This is a genomic window from Sphingobium sp. SCG-1, from assembly GCF_002953135.1.
Taxonomy (GTDB): domain Bacteria; phylum Pseudomonadota; class Alphaproteobacteria; order Sphingomonadales; family Sphingomonadaceae; genus Sphingobium.
In genome coordinates this window covers 4,238,973-4,265,128 of the sequence record NZ_CP026372.1, presented here as the reverse complement: position 1 = coordinate 4,265,128, position 26,156 = coordinate 4,238,973, and the positions used below count along the sequence as shown (strand labels likewise).

23 protein-coding genes are annotated in these 26,156 nt (G+C 62.1%); 13 read left to right on the top strand and 10 right to left on the bottom strand.

Going from position 1 to position 26,156, the window contains the following annotated elements:
* Nucleotides 1-164: 164 nt before the first annotated feature.
* Genes C1T17_RS19655 through pyrE form a run of 5 tightly spaced genes read right to left on the bottom strand, consistent with a single transcriptional unit; the run spans nt 165 to nt 4,002 of the window.
* A complete protein-coding gene (locus C1T17_RS19655; RefSeq protein ID WP_104951649.1) occupies nt 165-1,247 on the bottom strand; it encodes an AI-2E family transporter in 1,083 nt (360 codons plus the stop codon).
* Complete coding sequence (gene lepB, locus C1T17_RS19650; protein WP_104951648.1) at nt 1,244-2,170, bottom strand: signal peptidase I; 927 nt, start codon at nt 2,168-2,170, stop codon at nt 1,244-1,246. The genes C1T17_RS19655 and lepB overlap by 4 nt, the downstream gene beginning before the upstream one ends.
* A gap of 45 nt (nt 2,171-2,215) precedes the next feature.
* Entirely contained in the window at nt 2,216-2,617 is a 402-nt protein-coding gene (gene acpS / locus C1T17_RS19645; RefSeq protein WP_104951647.1) for a holo-ACP synthase, read from the bottom strand.
* Entirely contained in the window at nt 2,614-3,369 is a 756-nt protein-coding gene (locus C1T17_RS19640; RefSeq protein ID WP_104954882.1) for a pyridoxine 5'-phosphate synthase, read from the bottom strand. Before C1T17_RS19640 ends, acpS begins: the two co-directional genes overlap by 4 nt.
* 54 nt (nt 3,370-3,423) lie before the next feature.
* Nucleotides 3,424-4,002 carry an orotate phosphoribosyltransferase gene (gene pyrE, locus C1T17_RS19635; RefSeq protein WP_104954881.1) on the bottom strand — a complete coding sequence of 193 codons (579 nt, stop codon included), beginning with the start codon at nt 4,000-4,002 and terminating at the stop codon, nt 3,424-3,426.
* A 241-nt stretch (nt 4,003-4,243) separates the two neighbouring features.
* On the opposite strand from pyrE, the gene coxB reads away from it, so the two are divergent.
* The 9 genes from coxB to C1T17_RS19595 all read left to right on the top strand — a co-directional run bounded on the left by coxB (nt 4,244) and on the right by C1T17_RS19595 (nt 12,744).
* Nucleotides 4,244-5,302, top strand: a complete 1,059-nt coding sequence (gene coxB / locus C1T17_RS19630) for a cytochrome c oxidase subunit II (protein WP_104954880.1) — start codon at nt 4,244-4,246, stop codon at nt 5,300-5,302.
* Between the two features lie 19 nt (nt 5,303-5,321).
* On the top strand, nt 5,322-6,998 hold the full coding sequence (gene ctaD, locus C1T17_RS19625; protein WP_104954879.1) for a cytochrome c oxidase subunit I: 1,677 nt from the start codon (nt 5,322-5,324) through the stop codon (nt 6,996-6,998).
* Between the two features lie 120 nt (nt 6,999-7,118).
* On the top strand, nt 7,119-8,051 hold the full coding sequence (locus C1T17_RS19620) for a heme o synthase (RefSeq protein WP_223262715.1): 933 nt from the start codon (nt 7,119-7,121) through the stop codon (nt 8,049-8,051).
* Nucleotides 8,048-8,176 carry a hypothetical protein gene (locus C1T17_RS21955; protein ID WP_262982713.1) on the top strand — a complete coding sequence of 43 codons (129 nt, stop codon included), beginning with the start codon at nt 8,048-8,050 and terminating at the stop codon, nt 8,174-8,176. The genes C1T17_RS19620 and C1T17_RS21955 overlap by 4 nt, the downstream gene beginning before the upstream one ends.
* Nucleotides 8,176-8,745, top strand: a complete 570-nt coding sequence (locus C1T17_RS19615) for a cytochrome c oxidase assembly protein (protein WP_104954878.1) — start codon at nt 8,176-8,178, stop codon at nt 8,743-8,745. Before C1T17_RS21955 ends, C1T17_RS19615 begins: the two co-directional genes overlap by 1 nt.
* Nucleotides 8,746-8,813: 68 nt before the next feature.
* On the top strand, nt 8,814-9,644 hold the full coding sequence (locus C1T17_RS19610) for a cytochrome c oxidase subunit 3 (protein ID WP_104954877.1): 831 nt from the start codon (nt 8,814-8,816) through the stop codon (nt 9,642-9,644).
* A gap of 136 nt (nt 9,645-9,780) precedes the next feature.
* Nucleotides 9,781-10,422, top strand: coding sequence for an SURF1 family protein (locus C1T17_RS19605; RefSeq protein WP_104955385.1), 642 nt, complete (start codon nt 9,781-9,783; stop codon nt 10,420-10,422).
* A 43-nt stretch (nt 10,423-10,465) separates the two neighbouring features.
* A complete protein-coding gene (gene thrC / locus C1T17_RS19600; protein WP_104954876.1) occupies nt 10,466-11,866 on the top strand; it encodes a threonine synthase in 1,401 nt (466 codons plus the stop codon).
* 8 nt (nt 11,867-11,874) lie between these two features.
* Nucleotides 11,875-12,744, top strand: coding sequence for a class I SAM-dependent methyltransferase (locus C1T17_RS19595; protein WP_104954875.1), 870 nt, complete (start codon nt 11,875-11,877; stop codon nt 12,742-12,744).
* Nucleotides 12,745-13,472: 728 nt separating this feature from the next.
* Here the strand turns inward: C1T17_RS19595 and C1T17_RS19590 are convergent.
* Nucleotides 13,473-14,729, bottom strand: coding sequence for a family 43 glycosylhydrolase (locus C1T17_RS19590; protein ID WP_223262714.1), 1,257 nt, complete (start codon nt 14,727-14,729; stop codon nt 13,473-13,475).
* 112 nt (nt 14,730-14,841) lie between these two features.
* A complete protein-coding gene (locus tag C1T17_RS19585; RefSeq protein WP_104954874.1) occupies nt 14,842-17,697 on the bottom strand; it encodes a TonB-dependent receptor in 2,856 nt (951 codons plus the stop codon).
* Nucleotides 17,698-17,850: 153 nt separating this feature from the next.
* Here C1T17_RS19585 and C1T17_RS19580 point away from each other — a divergent pair, with 153 nt between their 5' ends.
* From C1T17_RS19580 to C1T17_RS19570, 3 genes are read left to right on the top strand one after another with little or no spacing between them, the layout of a single operon-like run.
* Nucleotides 17,851-18,036 carry a hypothetical protein gene (locus C1T17_RS19580; RefSeq protein WP_104954873.1) on the top strand — a complete coding sequence of 62 codons (186 nt, stop codon included), beginning with the start codon at nt 17,851-17,853 and terminating at the stop codon, nt 18,034-18,036.
* The gene (locus tag C1T17_RS19575) at nt 18,036-19,364 is read left to right on the top strand and encodes an MFS transporter (RefSeq protein WP_104954872.1); all 1,329 of its coding nucleotides are present in this window, start codon (nt 18,036-18,038) and stop codon (nt 19,362-19,364) included. The genes C1T17_RS19580 and C1T17_RS19575 overlap by 1 nt, the downstream gene beginning before the upstream one ends.
* The gene (locus tag C1T17_RS19570) at nt 19,361-21,214 is read left to right on the top strand and encodes a hypothetical protein (RefSeq protein ID WP_104954871.1); all 1,854 of its coding nucleotides are present in this window, start codon (nt 19,361-19,363) and stop codon (nt 21,212-21,214) included. Before C1T17_RS19575 ends, C1T17_RS19570 begins: the two co-directional genes overlap by 4 nt.
* A 22-nt stretch (nt 21,215-21,236) precedes the next feature.
* Here C1T17_RS19570 and C1T17_RS19565 read toward each other — a convergent pair whose 3' ends face one another.
* Nucleotides 21,237-22,133, bottom strand: a complete 897-nt coding sequence (locus C1T17_RS19565) for a LysR family transcriptional regulator (protein WP_104954870.1) — start codon at nt 22,131-22,133, stop codon at nt 21,237-21,239.
* A gap of 43 nt (nt 22,134-22,176) precedes the next feature.
* The gene (locus C1T17_RS19560; protein WP_104954869.1) at nt 22,177-23,610 is read right to left on the bottom strand and encodes a glycoside hydrolase family 28 protein; all 1,434 of its coding nucleotides are present in this window, start codon (nt 23,608-23,610) and stop codon (nt 22,177-22,179) included.
* 175 nt (nt 23,611-23,785) lie between these two features.
* Between C1T17_RS19560 and kdgD the strand changes: the two genes are divergently transcribed.
* Nucleotides 23,786-24,712, top strand: coding sequence for a 5-dehydro-4-deoxyglucarate dehydratase (kdgD, locus tag C1T17_RS19555; protein WP_104954868.1), 927 nt, complete (start codon nt 23,786-23,788; stop codon nt 24,710-24,712).
* Between the two features lie 232 nt (nt 24,713-24,944).
* Here the strand turns inward: kdgD and C1T17_RS19550 are convergent, their stop codons facing one another.
* Nucleotides 24,945-25,925 carry an alpha/beta hydrolase gene (locus C1T17_RS19550; RefSeq protein WP_104955383.1) on the bottom strand — a complete coding sequence of 327 codons (981 nt, stop codon included), beginning with the start codon at nt 25,923-25,925 and terminating at the stop codon, nt 24,945-24,947.
* Between the last annotated feature and the right edge of the window lie 231 nt (nt 25,926-26,156).

The window sequence follows — 26,156 nt, the reverse complement described above, 5'->3', positions numbered from 1 at the left end:
GACTGGCGCGGTGGAAATGACTTTCGCCGCGCGTTGGTCAGTCGAAGACTGGAACCACTTGCCTGGGATCGCTACGCGGGCGGCTAGGCTCCAAGACGTTTCCACCACCAGATACGACTTTCCAGAGTCAGAAGGCGGCGATTGCTTTTACCCGTTCCCAGCCGCTAACCCTTTGGCACCCCAAGCAAGCGCTCGCCCTGCGCCGCGTCCTGCGCCTTGGCCCGTTCTTCCAGATATACCTTAATCATCGCGACGATCGGGTCGGCCAGCGCCAGCCCTAATATTCCGAACAGCGCGCCGAACAGGATCTGCGCGCCCAGCACCAGCGCCGGAGCCAGATCGACGGCCCGCTTCGCCACCATCGGCACGATCAGATAGCCGTCGATCATCTGCACCGCCAGATACACGCCCACGGCGTACAGCCCCGAATCGACGCCGCCCGAAAAGCCCACAAGGATGATGAGTGCGCCCGATATGATCGCGCCGATGTTCGGCAGGAACGCCAATATCCCCGTCAATACGCCCAGCAGCGCGGCCATCGGCACCCCGCCGACCGCCAGCAGCACCCAGGTGCCGATGCCTTCGACCAGCATCCCGATAAGACGCCCGGCCATCAGCCGCCGCAAAGTCCAGCCCATCTTGTCGGCGATCCGGTAGAAATTCTGCCGCTTGTTGATCGGCAGCATCCACGCGACGCCGCGCTCATAGAGCTTGGGTTCGATTGCAATGAAGATCGCCAGCACCAGCATCATGACCAGGCTGGTGACGACACCCACGGTCGTCATCAGCGCCGCCGTGACGCGGCCGAGCGAACTCATCACCTGATTGCCGAGCGATTTGAGATCGGCCGGGGTTGCGGTGATGCCGAGCTGCGATGCCCAGTCGCCAATGCGGTTGATCTGTGTTTCGACAATGGTGCGCATTGCCACGGCCTGCCCCGCCATCTGCGATCCGGTCAGGTAGACCGTCCATGCCAGAAAACCGAACACGCCGAAGATGATGATCGCCAGCCGCCAGCCGCGGCCGCCCGAAAACACGCGCCCCAGCAGCCGTGCGCCGCCATCCATCATCGTCGCCAGCACCAGCGCTGCAAGGATGAGGAGGATCGGCTGCGCCAGCAACCACGCCAATGCGATTGCGACCACCAGGCCGATCCACACACCTGCGCGCTGCATTTCACTGCGTACCAGCGCACTTTGATGCTCCGCCGGACCCGGCTGTTCGATATGTCGCTCGCCGTCGCTCATTGGCCGCTCTCCGTCGCAGGGCGCAGGCTGCTTCCCGCCCGGCCGCTGCGCAGCGCTCCGAACCAGCTAAAGGGATTGATGCTGGCGGTGCCATCCAGCGAGAAGGTGATGAACTCCGCGCGTCCGCCGATCGCTTCCCACGGCACCGGCCCGCCGAGGCCGCGATCGGCCAGCGTCGCGCGACTGTCCGCGCTGTTGTCGCGATTGTCGCCCATCAGGAACACGTGGTGATCGGGGATGCGCACCGGCCCGTACCAGTCGAGCGTCCGCGCGCCGACATCGATGATCTTGTAGGTCTTGCCATTGGGCAGCGTCTCCTGCTTCACCGGCAATTCGCACCAGCGCTTGCCGCTGCGATCCTCGACCAGCGCGCCGGGGAACTGGTCGGGCGGGCAGGGGGCGTTGGCGTCTACCGGGATGCGCAGCGGCGGTATCCACTTCTGCGGCACGGGAATGCCGTTCAGGATGACGATGCCGTCGCGCACTTCCAGGATGTCGCCGGGCAGGCCGATCACCCGCTTGATATAATCCTCGTTCCGCGCCTGCGGCGTCACGATCACGATGTCGCCCCGCTCCGGCAGCCGTCCGAAGATCCGCCCCTTGATGAACGGCAGCGGATGAAAGCTAGGCGAGACGAACGACCAGCCATAGGGATATTTGCTCACCACCAGCCGGTCGCCGGTCAGCAGCACCGGCATCATCGATTCCGATGGGATGTAGAACGGCTTGGCAACGAAGCTGTGGAAGAACAGCACGGCCAGCACCAGCACGACGATGCTCTTGATCTCCTGCCACCAATCGACGCCGTGCCGCGACGGCGCGCCGCCCTCCGGCCCCGTCTCGTGGCCGCTATGATCGGCGGTGGAATCGAAGTCCAGCCGGACGCTAGTATCCTGTCCTGCATCTATCGGAGTAGCCGTCATCTGCGTCCTTGGAGTCTTAATGCCTGCAGGTCGCCCCGCCCGTTCTTATTGCGGCAAGGCTTCGATAATTACAAATGCCTGTGCCCATGGATGATCGTCCGTGAGCGTCAGGTGAATGACGGGCCGATGGCCGGCAGGAATGAGCGAGAGCAACCGCGCCTCCGCTCCTCCTGTCAGATGCAAGGTCGGCGCGCCGGAGGGTGCATTGACGACGCCGATGTCCTTCATGAACACGCCAGCTTTGAAGCCGGTTCCGACTGCCTTGGAAAACGCCTCCTTGGCGGCGAAGCGCTTCGCCAGCGCGCCCGCCTTGGTGAGGGGCCGCCGCGCCGCCTTGGCCTGCTCGACTTGCGTGAACACTCGCTGCTCGAACCGCGACCCGAACCGATCGAGCGAGTTCTGGATGCGCTCTATGTTGCACAGGTCGGAGCCGAGCCCGATTATCATCCAACTGATCCTGAGCCTGTCGAAGGACGCGATGCATCCATCAACGCACGCATTCGCTGCACGACCGGACCAAGCCCATCAAAAATCGCCTCGGCAATCAGGAAGTGGCCGATATTGAGTTCCGCGATCTGCGGGATCGCGGCAATCGGTGCGACATTGTCGAACGTCAGCCCATGCCCCGCATGCGCCTCTATCCCGTTCTTCGCCGCCAGCGCCGCTGCATCGGCAATCCGGCGCAGTTCCACCGCCCGATCCTCGCCCTCGCTATGCGCATATTTGCCAGTGTGCAGCTCGACCACAGGCGCGCCTAGCGACAGCGCCGCCTCGATCTGCCGCGGATCGGGTTCGATGAACAGGCTGACGCGTATACCGACATCCTTCAATCGCGTGATGAGCGGCTTCAGGTTGTTATGCAGCCCTGCCGCATTCAGCCCGCCCTCGGTCGTCACTTCCTCGCGCCGCTCTGGCACGATGCACGCCGCATGCGGGCGATGCCGCAGCGCGATCTCCACCATCTCCTCGGTCGCGGCCATTTCCATGTTGAGCGGCAATGAGATCGCGCCGATCAAATGGCCTATATCTTCGTCGATGATGTGCCTGCGGTCCTCGCGCAGATGTGCGGTGATGCCGTCCGCGCCCGCTTCCTGTGCGACCAGCGCCGCCCGGATCGGATCGGGATAGACCCCGCCGCGCGCGTTGCGGATCGTCGCCACATGATCGATGTTGACGCCCAGCCTCAGATGTCCGCTCATATCTTCTCCCTCAGATCCGGGCTGCTGCGGCGTCCGCGATGGGGCGCGAGGCCGCTATTTCCGGCTTCCCGGCTTGGTGGTCGGCACCGCTGCCAGTTCAGGCGGCAGATTATCGGCATCATAGACCGGAAAATTGATGCTCACGAGCGGATAGAAGGGTACGCCCAAATCCGCCTCGCCTGCGGAGCGGTCCACCAGCGCCGCTTCGGCAATGACGATGCCGCCTTCCGCCGCGACGGCCTCCATCGCCTGCCGCGACGACAGGCCGGTCGTCACCACGTCCTCCACCATCAGCACCTTCTGCCCCGGTTTCAACGCAAAGCCGCGCCGGAACTCGAACGTGCCGGTGGGCCGCTCCAGGAACAGCGCGTCGACATTCAGCGCGCGGCCGACTTCGTGCCCGATGATAACGCCCCCCATCGCAGGCGACACCACCACTTCGATTTCATTGCGTATCTCGCGCGGCAGCGTCTGCACCAGCGCCCGCGCCAGCGTCCCCGCGCGCTCCGCATTCATCAGAACGCGCGCGCATTGCAGGTAATTAGCGCTGTGCCGCCCCGAAGACAGCACGAAATGCCCCTCCAGCAGCGCACCTGCCGCCCTGAATTCCGCCAGCACTTCTTCGTCAGTCATTTCCAGCCCGTTCCCCTTGTCGCGGCAGATGCGCAACGGCCCGCAAGCCCGGCATCCGATCCTCGCACAGCCGCCCGCAGATAGGCGGCGGGACCGCCCGTTGCAACAGCGAAGAAAATCAGTTTATAGGTGCTTGAGGCGCGGCATAACCGTGCCTATAAGCCGCCCCAAGTCAGACGCTGCCGGACCCGTTTCCGTGACGTTCGTCGGCTGTTCGGGGATACAAGGTGTCGAGACGCTTATGAAGATGGTGAAATCGGTCGTACTTGCAGGATTGCTGGCGTTTGCGCCGGTGCTGGGGCAGGGGGCCCTGGCGCAGGACAACGCAGCTGCGGCTGCTCCTGCTGCCGCCGCTGCTGATTCGGCCGCAGCTGCCGCGAATGCAGCGGCTCCGGCGGCGACTGCCGCTGCGCCGGACGCTGCCAAAGTCGCTGCGCCGCCTCGCATGAAGCCGACTGAAGGCATCGGAATGCCGATGCCCGGCGAATATACGCTGCAAAAACAGTTCACGCCGCTTGGCCGTCAGGCCCGCTGGCTGCACGACGTGATGCTGCTGCCGATCATCACCGTGATCTCGATCTTCGTGCTGATCCTGATGCTCTGGGTGATGTTCCGCTATCGCCGCTCGGCCAATCCGGTGCCCTCGAAGACGTCGCACAATACCACGATCGAAGTGCTCTGGACAGTGCTGCCTGTGGTGATCCTGCTGGCGATCGCGGTGCCCTCGATTGGCTTGCTGGCCGATCAGTACAAACCCGCGCCCAAGAATGCGCTGACTATCAAGGTCACGGGCTATCAATGGTATTGGGGCTATGAATATCCTGACGCGGGCATCCGCGAATATGTCTCCAACATGCTGACCCCGGAAAAGGCGCTGGCCAATGGCGAGCCTTATCTTTTGGGTGCGGACAATCGCCTCGTGCTGCCCGTGGGCCGCCCGATCAAGATGATTATCACCGGCGCGGACGTCATCCACAGCTTCGGCGTGCCTTCGCTCTGGCTCAAAATGGACGCGGTGCCTGGTCGCCTCAACGAGAAGACGTTCACCATTGAGCAGCCGGGCGTCTATTACGGTCAGTGCTCTGAGCTTTGCGGCGCGCGTCATGGCTTCATGCCGATCGCCATCGAAGCCCTGCCGCCCGCTCAGTTCGACCAGTGGGTTCTCTCGCAGGGTGGCAAGCTCACCAGTGGCGCCGCTGCCGGCACCGCCGCTCCGGCGGGCGAAGCTGGTCCGCAGCAGGGCAGCACGTTGCCCGGTCCTCCCGCTGACGCCCCCAAGGGCGAAGCTGCCAAGATTTGATGCATAAGGTCCGCCAGTCATGACAACCGTAACTGCCAATCCGGACGACTTCTCCGGCGCACACGCCCACCACGACGATCATGCCGAGCATAAGCCGGCGTTCTTCGCGCGTTGGTTCATGTCCACCAACCATAAGGACATCGGGACGCTCTACCTGATCTTCGCGATCGTCGCGGGCATCATCGGCGGTGCGATCTCGGGCCTTATGCGCGCCGAGCTTGCGCATCCGGGTATCCAGTATCTTCAGACCTGGGCCACCATGATGGACGGCCCCGGCGCGACGCTGGATCAGGCCTATCATCTCTGGAACGTGCTCATCACCGCGCACGGCCTCATCATGGTGTTCTTCATGGTGATGCCCGCGATGATCGGCGGCTTCGGCAACTGGTTCGTGCCCATCATGATCGGCGCGCCGGACATGGCGTTCCCGCGCATGAACAATATCTCCTTCTGGCTGCTGATCCCCGCCTTCACGCTGCTCCTGGGTTCGACCTTCGTCCCCGGCGGCACCGGCAACGGCGCCGGCACCGGCTGGACGGTCTATGCGCCGCTTTCGACCAGCGGTTCGGCAGGCCCGGCGGTCGATCTCGCGATCCTCTCGCTGCACATCGCGGGCGCCAGCTCGATCCTGGGCGCGATCAACTTCATCACCACCATCTTTAACATGCGCGCGCCAGGCATGACCCTGCACAAGATGCCGCTGTTCGTATGGTCGGTGCTGGTCACCGCGTTCCTGCTCCTGCTCGCACTGCCGGTTCTGGCTGCTGCAATCACGATGCTGCTGACCGACCGCAACTTCGGCACGACTTTCTACGACGCAGCCGGCGGCGGCGATCCGGTGCTCTACCAGCATCTGTTCTGGTTCTTCGGCCACCCCGAAGTCTACATCATGATCCTGCCGGGTTTCGGCATCATCAGCCAGATCGTCTCGACGTTCAGCCGCAAGCCCGTCTTCGGCTATCTCGGCATGGCCTATGCCATGGTCGCGATCGGTGCAGTCGGCTTCGTCGTGTGGGCGCACCACATGTTCACGACCGGCATGTCGGTGAACGTCAAGATGTACTTCACTGCCGCAACCATGGTGATCGCGGTGCCGACCGGCATCAAGATCTTCTCCTGGATCGCGACGATGTGGGGCGGCTCGATGAGCTTCAAGACTCCGATGGTCTGGGCGCTGGGCTTCATCTTCCTGTTCACCGTCGGCGGCGTCACGGGTGTGGTGCTGGCGAATGGCGGCGTCGACGACGTGATGCACGACACCTATTATGTCGTCGCGCACTTCCACTACGTGCTGTCGCTTGGCGCTGTGTTCGGCCTCTTCGCGGGCTTCTACTACTGGTTCCCGAAGATGTCGGGGAAGATGTACAACGAGTTCCTCGGCCAGTTGCACTTCTGGGTGTTCTTCGTCGGTGTGAACGTGCTGTTCTTCCCGATGCACTTCCTGGGTCTTTCGGGTATGCCGCGCCGTATTCCCGACTATAACTCGGCATTCGCTTACTGGAACAGCGTTGCCAGCCACGGCTATGAGATCATGGCAGGCGGCATGGTTATCTTCTTCATCAACCTGTTCTGGTCGCTGGCCGCAGGCAAGAAGGCAGGGGACAATCCCTGGGGCGAAGGCGCGACGACGCTGGAATGGACCTTGTCCAGCCCGCCGCCGTTCCACCAGTTCGAGACGCTGCCGAAGATCGACTGAGGCGCAAATATAAAGGCGAGGTTCCGGTATAATCCGGAGCCTCGCTAATCCGGGTAATTGTTCCCGGTCCGAACCCCGGCCCAATGCTGTGCATGAGCCGGGGTGACGCATGAGGAAAAAATGGCAAGTTCGCCGATCGAAATGAAGTCTCAACAAGCCGCGTCGGGCACGAAGCTGCCGGCGGAGTGGCGTGACTTTCTGGCGCTGACGAAGCCACGCGTGATGACACTGGTCGTCTTCACGGCCCTCTGCGGCCTGCTTGCCGCGCCCGGCAGCATCCACCCCGTACTTGCCTTCACCGCGATCCTCTGCATCGCACTCGGCGCTGGCGCGGCTGGCGCGCTCAACCAGTGGTACGAAGCAGACATCGACGCCAAGATGAAGCGGACCGAAAACCGGCCGCTTCCCGCTGGACGCATGGATCGCCAATCCGCCCTCCACTTCGGAGTTGGGCTGTCGGTCTTCTCGGTCGTCCTGATGGGCCTTGCGACCAACTGGCTGGCGGCGGGCATCCTTGCCGCGTCGATCCTGTTCTACGTGATCGTCTACACCATGTGGCTGAAGCCCCGCACCACGCAGAACATCGTCATCGGCGGCGCGGCGGGCGCGTTCCCGCCGGTTATCGGCTGGGCGGCCGTCACCGGCGATGTCACGGCGCTTCCCATTGCCCTGTTCGCGCTGATCTTCTTCTGGACCCCACCGCACTTCTGGGCGCTCGCGCTGTTCGTGAAGCTCGATTACGCCAATGCAGGCATCCCGATGCTTCCAGTCGTTTCCGGCGAAGTTGCGACGCGCCGCCAGATCTGGTTCTACACCGCGATCATGGCCGCGGCCGCGATGACGCCGGTACTACTGCGCCTCACTGGCCCGATCTACGGGACCGTCGCATTCCTCTGCACCGCGATCTTCGCCGTCATGGCGTTCCAGGTCGGCCATCGCCGCGAGAGCGATCCAGCCAAGATGCTGCCCGAACGGCGACTGTTCAAATTCTCGATCCTCTATCTTTTCCTCCTGTTCGGCGCGCTGGTCGTCGACCGCTGGGTATTCGCATGACACCCGATGAAGAGAAACTGGTTCGGGCGCGGCAGAAGTCCCGTGCGATCGTCACCGGCATCATATTGGGTGGCCTCGTGATCCTCTTCTACGCGATCACGATCGCGAAGATGGGCATGTATTGATGGCGACCGCGCCCGGTCCGGCACTCGCCGCCCGCAATCGCCGCGTGATGCTGTGGATGGCGCTGGTCGCCGCCGGGATGCTGGCGCTCGGTTTTGCGTCGGTCCCGCTCTACCGCATCTTCTGTCAGGTTACAGGCTTCGACGGCACCACGCAGCGCGCGGATGGCACGGTACTAGTGAAACCGCAGGTCGGTCATAATCTCTCGATCCGCTTCGATTCGAACGTCACGCCCGGTATGCCCTGGCAGTTCTATCCCGAGCAGAAGACCGACACCGTGACGGTCGGCGCGCGCGATATGCAGATCTTCATCGCGAAGAACCTGTCGGACAAGACCGTCACCGGCACCGCCACCTTCAACGTCACGCCGACGCAGGCGGGTAAATATTTCACCAAGATTCAGTGCTTCTGCTTCACGCAGCAGACCCTGAAACCCGGTGAGCAGTTTCGTATGCCCGTCCTTTACTATGTCGACCCGAAGATCCTCGACGATCCCGATAACAAGGATGTTGAGGAAATAACCTTGAGCTACACCTTCTACCCGGTTGAGAACGGGAAAAAGCCAAGCTAAGGGACGTTTAACGCAGCAAACCGCCGGCAGGCGCAAGCAACAGGCCGTAAGTACAGGGAACCCGCAAGATGGCAGGCGCCAAGAACCACGATTACCACATTCTTCCGCCGGACATCGTCCCGTTCCTCGGCTCCATGTCGGCGCTCGTCATGGCCTTCGGCGCGGTGTCGTGGATGCATCCTGACGCGATGCCCGCGCATGGCGGCTGGATCTTCCTGATGGGCCTCGCCGGCGTTCTCTATACGATGTACAGCTGGTGGTCGAAGGTGATTGCCGAAGCCCATGCAGGCGATCACACGCCGGTTGTTCAGCTTCACCTGCGCTACGGCATGATCCTGTTCATCGCCTCGGAAGTCATGTTCTTCGTCGGCTGGTTCTGGGCCTTCTTCGACTTCTCGCTCTTCCCCTCGGCGCTCGCGCCGATCGAAGGGCTGTTCCCCTCGAAGGGGATCGAGGTCATGAACGCGTTCGAGCTTCCGTTGCTCAATACGCTGATCCTGCTCTGCTCGGGCACCACCGTCACCTGGGCGCATCATTCGCTGATCCACGGCGATCGCGACGGCCTGAAAAAAGGCCTGTGGGCAACGATCATTCTCGGCCTGCTGTTCTCCAGCATCCAGGCGTATGAATATGCCCACGCGCCGTTCGAATTCGGTGGCACGCCCTACAGCTCGGGCTTCTACATGGCGACCGGCTTCCATGGCTTCCACGTTCTGGTCGGCACGATCTTCCTGATCGTCTGCCAGATTCGTGCGTACAAGGGCGACTTCACGCCGCGCCAGCATTTCGGTTTCGAAGCCGCTGCCTGGTATTGGCACTTCGTCGACGTGGTGTGGCTGTTCCTCTTCATCGCCGTCTATGTATGGGGCGGCTGGGGCGCGCCGGTTCACGCGGGTTGATTGATCGCGCCTCTTTTCGGGGAGGCGCACGGAGAGCGGAGATCGTAATGCCGCCTCCCATTATCTCTTTGGCAAAGGGTCTGTGTCCGTCATGCGGTGCACAGGCCCTTTTTGCTGAATCATGCAGGTCCGCATCATGATCCGCCGCTTGCCCGTCATCCCGACCGTTGTCGTCCTCCTCGCCGTCGCAACGATGATCTGGCTCGGCGTCTGGCAGCTTCAGCGCCGCCATGAAAAAGAAGCGGCGATCGTGATCCTGCGCGCCAATCCCGCCAAACCTTCCGTCGCCTTTCCCAAACTGCCCCCGGTCGATCCCGAATTGATGTTCCGTCGATCATCCGTCCATTGCCTGCGCGTCGTAGGCTGGCGCGAGGAAGCCGGGCGCGCCGCCGATGGCTCGGTGGGGTTCCGCCAGATCGCGCAATGCTCCACCGGCGCGGAAGGCCCCGGCGTCCTCGTCAACGTCGGCGTCGCCGCACGCGCCAACGCGAAAACCAATTGGACCGGAGGTCAGATCGAAGGCTGGATTTCAGAGGAGCCCGACCACCGCTCGCTCCTCGCCCGCGCAACCGGCGAGACCGTGCCGCTCCGCCCAATGCTGATCGCCCGCACGCCTGCGCCGGGCCTCAAGGCCGCTGCGCCACCGCACACGGAGGACATTCCTAACAACCATCTCGCCTACGCCGTGCAATGGTTTCTGTTCGCCGGGGTCGCGCTCATCATCTACATCATCGCCGTGCGCAAAAGGCTTATGCCGCCACCCCCTTCGGCATCCTAAAACCTTGCTCTTGGGCCTCGCGCCCGCTACCGCGCCAACCATTATGCAATATGTCAGCACCAGGGGACGCGCGCAGGCGCTGGGTTTTGAAGATGTGACGCTCGCGGGCCTCGCATCCGACGGTGGGCTGTACCTGCCCGAGTCCTGGCCGCAATTCTCACCCACCGACATCGCCGCGCTGGCGGGTCTCTCCTACGTCGAGACCGCCGTCCGCGTGATGGCCCCCTTCGTCGCCGGATCGCTCAGCGAAGACGAACTGCGCGACCTCTGCACCGCCGCCTATGGCCGCTTCAGCCATCAGGCGATCACGCCCTTGGTGCAGCTCGATCATCGCCACTGGCTGCTCGAACTCTTCCACGGCCCGACGCTCGCGTTCAAGGATGTGGCTCTGCAACTGCTCGGGCAACTGTTCGAGCGTTTCCTGTCCCGCCGCGACGATCACCTGACCATCGTTGGCGCGACGTCGGGCGACACGGGGTCTGCAGCCATCGATGCCGTCGCGGGTCGCGACAAGATCGACATCTTCATGCTCCACCCCGATGGCCGTGTGTCCGATGTCCAGCGCCGCCAGATGACGACCGTCCGCGCGCCCAATGTCCACAACATCGCGATCTCGGGCAGTTTCGACGATGCACAGGCGCTGGTGAAGCGCATGTTCAACGACGCGGACTTTTCGTCGCGCTTCAACCTTTCCGCCGTCAACAGCATCAACTGGGCGCGGCTGATGGCGCAGATCGTCTATTATTTCTACGCCGCCGTCCGCCTCGGCGCGCCCGACCGCCCGGTCGCCTTCGCGGTGCCCACCGGCAATTTCGGCGACGTGTTCGCGGGCTATGCGGCGGCCAAGATGGGCCTCCCCGTCGCCCGCCTGATCGTCGCCACCAACGTCAACGACATCCTGCACCGCGCGCTTTCGCAGGGCGACTACAGCCAGGGTACAGTGATGCCCACCGCCACCCCCAGCATGGACATTCAGGTCAGCTCCAATTTCGAGCGGCTGCTGTTCGACGCAGGCGGTCGCGGCGGTGCAGCCCTCGCCGAACAGATGGCGGGCTTCGAATCCACCAAGGCCATGCGCCTCACCAATTCCCAGCGCGAAGGCGCCGCCGCTCTGTTCCGCTCCGCCAGCGTAGACGCAGACGGCATGGCGATGGCGATGCGCTGGGCACAGGAAGGCGCAGGGCAGATCATCGATCCGCACACCGCCATCGGCCTCGCCGCCGCGCGCACCGACGATCTCGATCCCAGCATCCCGGTCGTAACCCTCGCGACCGCGCACCCCGCCAAGTTCCGCGACGCCGTAGAGCGCGCTACTGGCACGCGCCCCGGCTTGCCCGCCCGCGTCGGCAGCCTGTTCGATCGTGAGGAAGCCTTCACCAAGCTGCCCGCCACGTTCGAGGCCGTCACCGCCTATGTCGCGGATCACGCGACGCCCCGGCGTTAACGGCCGCAATGAGCCTGCTCACCCTGACTGGAGAACCGTGGGCCGACTATGGTCTGATCGACTCCGGCCATGGCCGAAAGCTGGAACGCTACGGCAGCTATCGCTTCATCCGCCCCGAACCGCAGGCGATGTGGGCACCCGCCACCACCGACTGGAGCGCGGACGGCGAATTCATCCCCGGATCGGACGACGAAGGCGGCGGCCGCTGGTATTATGAGAAGCCTGTGCCAAAGGACGGCTGGCCGCTCCGCTGGGACGACGTGACGTTCCAGTCAAGCTGCACGCCCTTCCGCCACCTCGGCTTTTTCCCGGACATGGCCCCCGTCTGGACTTGGATGCGCGAACGGATCGCCGACAAGCCTGACGCGCAGGTCATGAACCTGTTCGGTTACACCGGCGTCGGCACGCTCGCCATGGCGTCGGCAGGGGCGCAGATGGTCCACGTCGACGCGTCTAAGAAATCGGTGTCCGCAGGCCGCGCCAATGCCGAACTGTCCAACATGGCCGATAAGCCTATCCGCTGGATCGTCGACGACGCCGCCAAGTTCACCGCCCGCGAAGTCCGTCGCGCCCGCCGCTATGATGGCATCCTGCTCGATCCGCCCAAATATGGACGCGGCCCGGACGGCGAAGTCTGGCGACTGGAGGAAGACTTACCCAAGCTGATCGCCGATTGCCGCCAGCTTCTCGACGCCGACAGCCGCTTCCTGTTCCTTACCGTCTACGCCGTCCGCATGTCCGCGCTCGCCATTGGCGAACTCCTCTCGCAAGCCTTCGCCGACCTCCCCGGCAAGGTGGAGGCGGGCGAACTCGCCGTGCGCGAAGAGGCGCGGGGACTCGCGCTTCCCACGGCGATCTGGGCACGCTGGTCGCGCTGAATATTCTTGACAAAACGAACCAATTAGGTTAGACGCCACAGCACTTCCAACGCACCTGATCGAGGCGAAGGCAAGTGAAGGTTCCTGCTTGGCGGCTTGGCTGTCGTGCAGGAGCGGTCGGCGCGGAACCATCCAGCATAAGAAGACGGATATCCGCATACTGCCGGCGTTCTGGTACCGTGGACTGTAGGGGCGTCGCGTCAGCGGCCAACCAGTAATTGCCTCCAAATGCCCGAAAGGGAGCAGCAGACCCGCCGGATCGCCAAAACATAAAGCCTCGACGCTTTATACATACTATAGGCTACCAAGTCGTCGAGCCTGGGTGACCGAGGCAAGGACGCGCCGACCGTAATCCTTCTTCTTCTTTCCGAAGCCCGCACCCGCGCGCCTGAAAAAGGCAATCCAACACCGCGGCAGACAGGATGTTAGTCGCTGAAGCGCATTGGATCGGATGCCAGCTATCTGGCGATGCCAAAGAGTCGCAGCCAAGACCTAGCACCCCGACTGAATACCATGATCGGACCGCTATTGGGCTCGCCTGGGCATTGCCAAGCTGACGCCGGAAACGGTTACTCAGTCAGGCAATGCCAGTTCTCGAAAAGCTGCCCTGCCTCTAGACGCCAAGGACGAAGGTCAAGATCGCTGTTTGTTCATCCTGAAGCCAGCCGATGCGCGAAATGAGATGTCCGCAGCGACTACCCAGAACCTGCGTCCACATTGCAGTGAAGCTATAATTTACGCGGGCGGAAATCGGCGACCAGGTGTCCCTTTTCATCCATGCGCGCGGGCACGATGCCGGGCTTTTCGCGAAAAGGGGCTTCGTCGTCATTGCCGAAGATGGTGCACCACCAGCGGCCTTCCTTGTCCTTGAAGATATTTCCGCCGCCGCCGCAGGGCACGCTTTCATACCGGTCGCGGTAAGGCCCGAAGGGCTTGTCCGAGGTAGCGAGGGCAAAGGAATAGCGGTTGTTCTCGAACCGATCGACTGCGCCAAGATAATATTTACCGGCATGTTTGAACATCGTCGCGCCTTCGAAGCCGATGTCCCTGTAGCCGTGGCGTACACATTTCTTGTTGTGATGCACGGGGTTCAGGTCCGGCGTGTCCAGGGTGACAGGCGTCCACTCGCCACCATAGCCGGACAGGTCGGGTTTCAGCCGCACCATTTCGAATGCACCGCCATAAGTGAGGTAGACCGCGCCGTCATCGTCCCCGAACAGCGTCGCGTCGATACCATTGCGCAGCGGCTTGTCGGGTGAGAACGCATGGACGTAGGGGCCTTCCGCCTTACCGCTCGTGCTGCGCAGCACTGCAATGCCCGATCGGCTGACCGAATGGCAGATATAGTAGTTGCCGTTGATGAAGTGGATTTCCGGCGCCCAGATGGCGCGAAAATAGTCGCCCTTGCGCACGGTCCACTGTTTTTCCCAGCCGCCGTCCTTCTCCATGCTCCATATGAGACCGAGATAGTCCCAGCGCTTCAGGTCGGGCGAGCGCCACAGTTCGATGCCGTCGGTCGTCTTCCAGATGTCATCCCCGGTCGACCCGGTCATATAGTAATTACCGTCGCCGCCGAGACAGATGATCGTGTCGCGAAGATGGAGGTGAAGTAGAGGCTTAACCGGTGGGATAAGGCCCTGCGTCACCACGCGGCCAGAGTCGGAATCGCCCCAGGGAAGCGCATTGGCGGGCGGTCGGCCTGGACCTTTGAAGCGCACGCCCTTGCGATCCACGGCGGCTTCGCTGGTAACCCAGCCGCCTCGTTCGGTTTCCTTCGTGACCGGCAGGCCAGGGCCACTGCGGCCATTGATCGTGTAATAGCCGGGCGGCGGCGGATCGATGGGCCGGCCGTTGTCGTCCTCAAGCGGGAAGGGAGGTCTGCGCGTAGGAGATGCCGACTGCGCGAACAGATTGCTGCCTGTGCCAAGCAAGGCCGCGCTCCCCGCAATAACTGTCCTGCGGCTGAAATAAGGACTTGAGGTCAAGCCTGTCTCTCCTCGTTTGACTCTGCCTTCACCATCCGGACGCAGAGCATTCAGGCGGCAGGGCCGTCCTGCACATTTCAGTCTGTGTGCGGAACGGCCCTGAACGTTGCTGTTAGTATTTGAAGCGGACGCCGAAGTAGAACTGGCGTCCGAATGTGTGGTTCAGCACGACGCGATCGTTCGCATCGATATACTGATCCTTGCGCTCGTTCGTCAGGTTGTTGCCTTCGATTGTCAGCGTCAGATTATCGTTGACGTTAATGCCGATCGAGGCGTCGACGTTGATCGCGCTGTTCACGCCTTCTTCGCTGTTCTGATCGCGCGCACCGCCGCCAAACGCCTCTACGTAGCCGGAACGGTAGGAGACCGAACTGCGCAGGCTGAGTAGCCTGTCTTCGTAGAAGAGCGTGCCGTTGGCCGTGTGCTTTGACAGGTTGGTGAGCGGGCCGACAACGGTTCCAAAGCCACCGGGGCCGGGATATTTGAGGTCCGCCTTCACATAGGTGTAGTTCGCCAGGATGCCGACATTCTTGAGGAAGCCCGGCAGGAACGACAACTGGTGCTGGTAATTCACTTCGAAGCCCTTGAGCTTGCCACCTTCGCCGTTAATCGTGCGGCGCACGGTGACGGGCACGTCGGGCGCCAGCCCCTGATCGGTCGCCAGGTTGAGCGGGAAGCCAAGCTGGTTGAAGGGAACCAGTGTGGAGATCTGCGTGCCGCTAAGTGATCCGATGTCCTTTTGGAACAGGCTGACGCCCAGCAGCGAACCCTTTGCGAAATACCACTCTGCCGAAACATCGAGGTTGAAGGCTTCCGTGGGGTTCAGGAACGGATTGCCCTGATTGAAGACCTGGTTCGCCGCCTGAAGCGTCAGGTTGCCGCCAGGCGATAGGGCGCCCAGGCCGGGCCGGGTGATGACCTGCGCCGCGCCGAAGCGGAGCAGGAAGTCCGGCGTCACTTCCGCGACCAGGTTCATCGACGGCAACCAGTTCTCATACGAGCGCTTGACTGTGATCGGTACGGCGGTGCCGCTCGCGAGGCCATAGCCGAACGAGGTCTGCCTGGTCTTGACATAGCGCACACCTGCGTCGCCACGGAAGGTGATGCCGCCCAGTTCGCGTTCAAAATCGATCTGGAACCACAGCGCCTTGTCGACTTCCTTGATGTTGCCGGTATTGCCCGCCGCAGTGACATTGGGGTTGGTCCCCGCAACGTCGCGACCGTTCACGCGGAAATCGACTGCTTGGCCGTTTATGTTGGTCACGCAGTTGCAGTAGATGTCGAGGGTGTCGATGAAGCCCTGAAGACTGGGTACGACATAGCCGCTATACGCCGGATCGCCCGTCACGCCACTGAACGGGGAGGTGAGCGAAACGATCTGTGCCGGTGTTAAGGTGCCGGACGCTGTTTCCGCCACGAAGCGCCGTGATTCGAAGGTTTCATAGCGGAAGCGGCGATATTCACCGCCGAAGGACAATTTGAAGCCTTCCGTGACGTCCCATTCACCGCCCAGCTTGGTCGACAGATAGTCGTTGGTCACAGCATTCTGACGCAGGCGGACATCCGACTGACCGTTGATGAAGGACCAGTTGGCTGCATTGCTGGGATCGAAGCCCCAGTTGACGACTGGCGAGCGTTCGTTGTCGCGATAATCCCAGCTGTAGCCGTCCGAATTAAGTCGATCGAGGACAATCGTAGTCTGGACGGGACTATCGAACTTGGACTTGGAGTAACCCGCATAGCCGTTCACGCGGAAGCGGTCGCTCAACTCCTGTTTGAGCACGGTGTTATACTGATAGAACGTGGTGCTGAATTCGTCGTGGCGCGATTCTATGCGCATGTCCACGTCATCGAACACGCCATAGACAAGCTCGTTCTCGTCGTTCACTTCGCCCGTGCGGATGATGCTCTGCGCCTTTCCGGAGGCGCCGGTGCGGCTGAACGATATCGCCTCGATATAGTTTTCATCGCGCTTGGTCTTGGACTTGGAATAGAGACCCTCGACGATGATCTCGGTGCGGTCCGATGGTTGCCACTGGATGGCGCCGGTCAGACCAAGGCGCTTGATGTCGTTCGACCAGCTATCGAAACGCGGAATACGCGGGTGATAAACGAGGTCGCCCCAGTTCGAGCCGTTGGCGGCGGGCACTGTATTGAGCTGCGCGGCAGTGTAGCCGGGCAGGGTGGAGGCGGCGTTGAAGCCGCCATTCGCCCCTGCCGGGCTCCAGCGCACAGTCGAGTGGCCTTTTTCGTTGATCGTGCGGGTAGAATAGGCGCCGGAGAAGAGCGCGCCCAGCGTGCCGGCATCATTCTGCCAACTGACAAGGCCGGCCACGCGCGGGTCCCACTTCTTCGACAGGTCATTATAACCGCCGCGGGCCGATCCGGCGACCACGAAGCGATCCTTGTAGTCGAGAGGGCGGGCGGCCTGCAGATCGACGGTTGCACCAAGCGAACCCTCCTCAACTGACGCCGAGGCCGTCTTGCGCACCGTCAGGGAGTTGAACAGTTCCGAGGCGAAGACGTTGAAGTCGAAGCCGCGGCCGCGATTGACGCCGCCCCCTGCGTCCGATCCGCCAGTCGTCGCTACCGCTTCCATGCCGTTGATGCGCACACGGGTATATTCCGGCCCCAGGCCACGCACGGAAATGGCGCGACCTTCGCCGCCCTCACGCGAAATGGCGACGCCCGGGATGCGCTGAAGCGACTCGGCGAGGTTGTTGTCGGGAAATTTGGCGATATCCTCGGCCTTGATGACATCCACCGCACCGGAAGCTTCGCGCTTTTCAAGCTGCGCGCTTTCCACCGAATTGCGGAAACCCGTAACGATGATGTCGGCGACGCCCGGGTCGCTGTCCTGCGCGGCGGCATCCTGTGCTATGGCAGGTGTCACCCCCGCGATGGCGAGCACCGCGGTTGAAACGCTCCAGGCCAAGCGATGACGGATCGAGACTGTATAAGGCTGCATTTCTAGACCTCCCCATCTTTGTTTATAAAGGCATTCACGACGTTCCGTGAACAACCCACACTTGCGTGACACCGGTATCAATAGATGACAACCATTGTCTTGTACCTACGCAGAAGCCGTCGGCGGCTTCCTCCAAGAAAAAGGGCTTGATCGATGCCGTTGCTGCATCGGTCGGGCGATCAGGCATCAATTCGAAGGAAAATCGGCAAGATCGTCCGTCTTTCTCGCTATGATGTTGTACTGGCATCGATCGATTGGCTTTGCGGCATGGAAGCGGACAGCTTGGCCAGCGTATCAAGCAATCAAGAAGCCATAATGGCGGTGGGGAGAGCCAGTTGATGTCCGGTGGACCGCAAGCAGCCGCAATACCGACCAGGGTGCGGTATCTCATCATCGCGCTGGTGTTCGTCATCACGTCGCTGAACTATGCGGATCGCTCGACTTTTTCGATCGCAGGCGCGTCAGCCTCCGACGAGTTGGGGCTGACCACCATTGAGACCGGCTTCATCCTCTCCGCCTTCGCATGGGCCTACGCGGCTGCGCAGATTCCGGGCGGCGCGTTGCTGGACCGCTTCGGCACACGCCCGGTGTATATCGCCGCCATCGCCGCATGGTCGGCCTTCACAGCGGTACAAGGCTTTGTGGGCTTCCTGACTGGCGCGTCGGTAATCGTGCAGCTTTTCGTGCTGCGCTTCCTCGTTGGATTTTGCGAGGCGCCCTCCTTTCCCGGCAATGCACGGATCGTTGCGGCATGGTTCCCGGCGCGCGAGCGAGGGACTGCTTCGGCGATATTTAATTCTGCGCAGTATTTCTCGCTCGTTGCCTTCGCGCCTTTAATGGGCTGGATCGTTCATGTCTTCGGCTGGCGCAGTGTGTTCTTCGTCATGGGAGCGCTGGGAATATTGGCTGCGATCGCCTTCGCCGCGTTCATCCGCAACCCGGTCAACCACCCTTGGGTCAACCGAGCGGAAATTGACTTGATCCGTGAGGGAGGCGGGCTGGTCGAGCTGGACACACCGTCTGATAAGGCGCGGGACAAGACATTCACTTGGAATAATGTGCGCCAGTTGCTCGCCAACCGCATGATGATCGGCATATATCTGGGCCAATATTGCATCAACGTGCTCACCTATTTCTTCGTGACCTGGTTCCCGATCTATCTGGTGCGCGATCGGGGATTTGACATATTGCATGCGGGCTTTGTCGCGGCTGTCCCGGCGATCTGCGGGTTCCTGGGCGGGCTGGTCGGCGGTATCGTGTCCGACCGGCTCCTGGCGCGAACCGGATCGATCACCCTGGCGCGGAAGGCGCCGTTGCTGGGCGGCATGTTGCTCGCCAGCTTGATAATGGCGGCGGCCTATGTCGAAAGCCAATGGGGCGTGATCCTGCTGATGTCCCTTGCCTTTTTCGGCAAGGGCGTGGCGTCGCTGGGCTGGGCAGTGATGTCCGACGTCGCGCCACGTCAGCTTGCCGGGTTGGCCGGAGGGGTGTTCAACACCTTCGGCAACGCGGCCGGCATCGTAACGCCCATCGTTGTGGGCCTGCTAGTCGCGCAGGCGGGATCTTTCGACACGGCGCTCCTGTTCGTTGGCATCCACTGCCTGCTGACGATCGTGGCTTATTTCGTAGTGGTACAGAAACTCGAACGTCTGGAGCTTACGGCATGAAGGTGGATCGGCGCACCCTTTTGGTGGGTAGTGGCGCGCTGGCCTTGACCACTGGCCTGCCGGGAGTTGCGCGGGCCGCGCAGTCCGAGATCGTGGTCGATACGCCGATGGCAGCGCCCCGCTGGGCTGTGCTCCAACGGCACCTGATCGCGATGCAGGGCGACGCGGCCCGTGCCTTCCATGACCGCTATTTCAACGCGCGGCATGAAATCGAGGCGTTCCTTCGTTGGGGAGCGAACGACGGACCGGACGATGCAATAGAGGCGATTAACGACTGGCCTTATCTCTACCTGATCGGCGCCGATGCCGGGCTGCTCGACCTGGCGAGGGCAGTGCAGGAGGCGCATTTCCTGCAATATTCGGCTGCCCGGACGCGCGATGTGCCGATGGGCCGCAACGGCATGTATGTGCGCGAGTTCCCACCGCAGATGGACTGGCAACATATCAGCGAGGGGCTGACGACCTTCAACCAACTGGGCCTGTGCACGCCCAAGGACGCCAAGCTGATCGAACGGACACGGCGCTTTGCGGATTTCTATACCGGGCGCGACCCGATCGCCAGGAACTATGATACGAAGCTGAAGCTGATCCGGTCCATGTTCAATGGCAGTATCGGCCCGCTGATGCGGCCCGCGACGATGCTGGACTGGGCCGGCGACCCGTTCGATACCAAGCCGTTCGAGATGGTGCACGGCGAATCGAGTTATGCTGACACGCTGGAACATTATCGCGAATATACCGAGACGGTTGGTGACAATCCGCTGAACCTTCACTCGACGGCGTTGGGGTTCAATGCCTGGATGCTTACCGGCGAGGCGCGATTCCGCGACTGGATGCTCGAATATGTCGAGGCATGGATGAGCCGCGCCAAGGCTAATGGCGGCATATTGCCCAGTAACATCGGTCCCGATGGCAGGATTGGCGGAGGCGCGGGCGGGCGTTGGTACGGCGGCGCCTATGGCTGGGGCTTCAGCCCCGTCTCGCCGGTGACTGGAAAGCGCGAGGACCGTAACCGCATTCCGCGCGCCATCATGGGCTTCATGAACGCCTATCTGGCAACAGGTGACGACCGGTATCTTCAGGTCTGGCGCGACCAGAATGCCCGGATCAATGCCGCATCGAAAAAAATCGATGGCGTGGACAGCGCGCCAACCATGTTCGGCAAGCAAGGCTGGTACAGCTTCAAGCCTGGACCCTATCGGTACAACACGGGCGAGATTTGGTATCTCTCGATGCGGGAGAGCGACAGGGCTGCCATGGCCGCGACGCCCTGGACAGACTTCCTCGATGGCAAGTCGCCGGACTGGGCCGAGCAGGCGCTGATGGACGACATGGACCGCGTGCGGACACAGATGGTGCGCGTGCGTGAGGACAAGACGACCGCGCAGACGCGGCTGGCCGACAATCCCATTGAGCGCAACCCGGTATCCGTGACGGCGCTGCTCCACCAGACGATGGGTGCGATCCATGTCGCCCGCCCGCCATGGTCGAAGAATTCACCCAATCAGGGCGGCACATTGCTTTTCGCGCGGCTGCGCCATTTCGATGCCGACGCCAGACGGCCGGGGCTGCCGGACGACGTAGCCCTGCTGGTCGAAAAGCTCAGCAGGAACAGCACGACTCTATCGCTGGTCAACATCAATCCTGCGCAGACCCGACGCCTTATCGTGCGAGGCGGGGGCTATGGGGAACATCGGATCGAGGCGGTTCGATTAGGTGACCGGCGCATCTTGGTGGGCAACCGCGATGTCGCGATCCGGCTGGAGCCGGGGTCAGGGGCGCGCATCACGCTTGAGATGCAGTGCTTTAGCTTACAGCCAAGCTTGGCATGGCCGGACGGAATGAGCTGATCGCTTTACCGTAGTCATTGGCTCAGCCAGCTTCTTCGACTGCATTAAGGCACAGTTCGCGAAAGGCGGGCAGAGCGGGGTTCTCACTTTCGCGGCGCCACGCAAGATGCAACTCGACGGGCGTCTCTGGCTCGCTGGCGAAGGGACGGAAGATGACGCCCCGTGGATGAAGACCAGCCGCCGCTTCCGGCACGATCCCTGCTGCCAGGCCCGCGCCGACCAGTCCCAGCAGCGAATGGATCTGCGTGACATGCTGAACATAGTTGGGCGCCGCGCCCGCCCGCTCGAACAGATGGGTAAGCAGCTGGTGGAAATAGCCCGCGCCCCGCTGTGTGTACATGACCAGATCCTGACCGTCGAAATCCTGAGGCACAAAGCCGTCCTGTTCCAACCGAGGGTCATTTTCCGGCAAGGCGACAAGTAGTTTTTCGAGAAGCAGAGGGGCGGAATCGAACTGTACCCGGTCGAGCGGCGGCCGCACGAGCGCCAGATCGATCAGGCCGGTGTGCAGCGCTTCGGACTGGTCGCCCGAAACCAGCTCGTGCAATTGGAGTTCAAGCCCCGGCAATTCGATTGCAGCGCGCTTTACGATGCGGGGTAGCAGAACATAGCCCGATACAGCGGTGAAGCCGATGGAGATGCGCCCCGTCTCGCCCTTCCACACCCGGCGCGCGGCGAGCGCTGCGCTCTCGGATAGGCGCACGATCCTCCGGGCCTCGCGCAGGAAGGTTTCGCCTGCCAGTGTCAGCGTAACCCTGCGGCTCGTGCGATTGAACAGCTCGACTCCCAATATCCGTTCCAGCACCTGAATCTGGCGGCTGAGCGGTGACTGCGTCATATGCAGGCGCTCTGCGGCCCGACCGAAGTGAAGTTCCTCGGCCAAGACCACGAAGCAGCGCAGATGGGTCAATTCGAACATTGTCGATATCTACAGGCTATCGAGCGGCGGGAAAAGCGGCAAGCTATGTCAGCCGATCGACAGCAGCGCCGTTCACACGAACACGCGACAGGTTGAGGTCGGGGCTATGAACGAGAATCGACGGATCGGTCACACCGTCGAAGCTGCAATCCTCCAGTCTCAGTGTGCCGATCGGCGCATTGGGCAAGCCCTGACTATCCAGTACGCGGCGTGCCTTCGTGACCTTGAGCCGCTGAACCACGACATCTCGCAGGACCGGCTTAAACGGCCCGTTTGCGCCTTCCTCATAATTGAAGTCGCAGGCAATGGCGGCGCGCGCAACCTGCCCCACGGTGATGTCGCGGAAGTAGAAATGTTCCAGCAAGCCACCGCGCAGGGCATTATTCTTGAAGCGCAGGGCGTACCAGAGGTCCGGCGAGTCCATGGTGCAGTTTTCCGCAAAGATGTGGTGGGCGCCCCCCGAGATCTGGCTGCCCACAACCACGCCGCCATGCCCTTCCTTCATATGGCAATTGCGGATGAGGATGTTCTGCGACGGCGCAGCAAGCCGGCGTCCGTCGGCGTTGCGCCCCGAATTGACGGCAATACAGTCGTCACCGGTTTCGAATGTGCAATCCTCGATCAGCATCATGTCGACCGATTCCGGATCGCAGCCATCATTGTTGGGGCCAAGTCCGTGAATATCCAGCCCACGTACGACCACGTTGCGGCACAGCACCGGGTGTACCTGCCAGAAGGGAGAGCGGCGCAGCTTAACCCCTTCGATCAGCACGCGGTCGCAGGCGTAAAATTGTACGAAGGCAGGCCGCAGATAGTGGCCGTCACCGAAGATGCGCTGTGACGGGGGCACGTTCGCTTCTGCCATCGCGAACAGCTTGGCGCGGGCGGGGCGCTGGTCGGGCATTCCTTCTTTCCAGCCATGATCGACAGTGCCGCCCCATGGGCCTTTCCAGCTCCACCAATGGGCGGCATCGGCTTGGCCATCCAGCGTGCCGCCGCCGGTCAGGGCGACATTGCTCTGCCCATGGGCGTAGACGAGCGGAGAGTAGTTCATGAGTTCGATGCCTTCCCAGCGAGTGAAGACGATCGGATAGTCGCCGGGGTTGGTGGAAAAGCGGATCGTTGCGTCTGCCTCGACGTGAAGGTTGACGTCTGACTTGAGGTGGATCGCACCGCTTTCCCATATGCCCGGCGGCACGATGACGCGGCCGCCGCCGGCGGCATGGGCGGCAGCGATGGCAGCGGCGATCGCCGCGCTGTTGTCATGGCCCGCCCGCGCCCGCGCTCCAAAGCGCGTTATCGGGAAATCCGCATCTGGAAAATGCGTGGGCTTGATCGATTGGGCGATCGACGTCCCCCGCGTCCAGGGATCGGGCGCAGTCGCTGCCATGGCGCGGTCGGCCGCCACGGTGGCGATCGCCGCGCCGGCCGAAGAACGCATCAGGTCGCGGCGGGAGAATGGCGGATGTTCGTGCATGATCTTGTCTCTCCTTGCTACATTATGGCTCGTTTTTCCGTTGGTTCTGCCAGCTATAGCATGGCCTTGCCCGGCAAAATCGATGCCGCGTGGACATGAATCGATCCACTCTGAGCGGTGGGTATGGTGCGCCCGGACGGCTACCCAGGATACACGATCTAGTTGGGAGGGTTCGATGTCGCCTGAGGAAATGGCCAAGCGTATCGGTGGAGGTCTGTTGTCGTTTCCGGTGACGCATTTCGACCAGAATCATGATTTCGACGAGGCGGCCTATCGTGAGCATCTGGCATGGCTGGGCGGCTATGACGTCGCTGGCCTGTTCGCAGCAGGCGGTACGGGCGAGTTCTTCTCGCTGCGCCCGCAGGAAGTGCCGACAATCGTCAGGGCTGCGGTGGAAGAAGCAGGGGATGCGGTGCCGGTGCTGGCAGGGTGTGGATATGGCACGGCGATAGCCACAGACCTCGCCAGGGCCATCGAGCAGGCGGGCGCCAAAGGTATATTGCTGCTGCCACCCTACTTGACCCATTCGACGCAAGAGGGTCTCGCCGCGCATATCGAAACCGTATGCAAGGCGACATCGCTCGGTATCATCGTCTATAATCGCGACAATGCCATCCTGCATGAAGATACGCTGGCCGGGCTGTGCGATCGCAACCCCAATCTGGTCGGCTACAAGGACGGTGTGGGCGATGTAGAACTGATGATGCGCATCTATGCCAAGATGGGTGACCGACTGACCTATGTCGGCGGCCTGCCGACAGCGGAAACGTTCGCGCCAGCCTATCTGGAAATGGGCGTCACCACCTATTCCTCCGCAATCTTCAACTTCATGCCGGAATGGGCGCTGGCCTTTTATGCGGCGGTGCGGGCGCGGGACAAGGCGACCATTCTCGACATGCTTAACGGCTTCGTATTCCCCTATCTGCGCATTCGCAATCGCGGTGCGGGCTATGCCGTGTCCATCGTAAAGGCGGGCATGACTGCGATTGGCCGACCGGCCGGCGCGGTGCGTCCGCCACTCACCGATCTGGACGATGCCGAACTGCAGGAACTGACAGCGCTCATTGAAGGCGCTAACGCGGGGCTGAAGGCAGCAGCCTGAAAATTGCGGCGAGGACTTGGCCGACCCCTGCCGCTCACGCTTTTCTTGATCCGGTTCGATGTCTGACCATACTTCAGGCGGGTCGAGATGTCGGTGCGGCTGGCGATCGCCAATCCCGCATTTAGAGTGGAATTCTCGCGTGCGTCGGCGGGCTGGCAGGCATTCTGACAGACAGGCGACAGGGCAGAAGCGAGGCCGGACCTGAGAGACGGAACGTATCGTAAGGATGCTGTCACGCAAGGCCGGTTCGCCGCGCCCAGCCGAGCCAAAGCTCAGGCCAGGCAGCAACCGGCATGCCTGCGATTCTGGACACGCCAAAGCCGTGCCCTCCCTCAGCGAAGATGTGAGTATCGACCTTCACGCCCGCAGCCCGCAACGCGGCACTCAGCCGCAGCGTGTTTTCCACAGGCACGGTTTCGTCATCCGCAGCGTGGACCAGGAAATGCGGCGGGCATTGTAAGGAGACGTTGCGGTCCGAGGAATGAGCCACTTCCATTGCTTTGGTGGGGTTAGGGCCGAGCAGCTTGTCACGTGATCCGGCATGGGCGATCGCCGGGTCCATACTGACCACAGGATAGATGGGTGCCGCGCAGTGAGGGCGGGCCGACAGGCTGTCTGCCGCGTCAACCGGGGTGTAGCTGGACGTAGCAAAGCGCGTGGAAAGGTCGGAGCAGACATGGCCGCCAGCCGAGAAGCCCATTGCCGCTACTCGCTCTGGTGAAATGGCGAGTGCGCCTGCTTTCTGCCGGATCAGGCGCATCGCTCTCTGCGCGTCGGCCAGAGGCGCGTTTGTGCGGTCTGCCCACCCTTCGCCGGGGAGGCGATAGATCAGCACAAAGGCGTGGTAGCCATGGGTGACGAGCCAATGGGCGATCTGAAAGCCGCTATTGTCGAAGGCCTCCTGCCTATAGCCGCCCCCCGGCATGATGAGCACCGCCGCGCCATTTGGGCGGTCGGGTTTAAAGAGGTACATACGCGGGCGAGCGACGCCGGTAATTATGCGATCCGGTCGGTCCGCCACTGCCGACCGCTCCTCGATCGTCTCCACCGGCATGGTTCTCGGCGCGCCTGGGGGGATATTGGGCCACAGATCGATGATCTCATTGGGACTTCGGGGATTGATGATTGATGCCATCGCTGCATGCGCCGGAACTGGCAGAGTTGCGGCGAAAGAAAGCCCCCCAACGAACAGGGTTCTGCGGTCGATGTCCATGAAGCTGGCATCCTCATTATACAGACGGCTTTGGAAACCGGTGTCATGTTGGAAGTGTAGCAGTTCCCGATTGCTGTCAAGCATCCGTCTGCAAGGAGGGATGCGCTGCGTATAGGACTGCGCTGTCCTAAACCGCTATGGTCAATTAGAAGATCAAAGAGCGTAAAGCGCCGTTCTGCAACGGAGAGTCTTACACCAAGGTTTTCGGCCAAATCCGATTAGTCCGCAGCC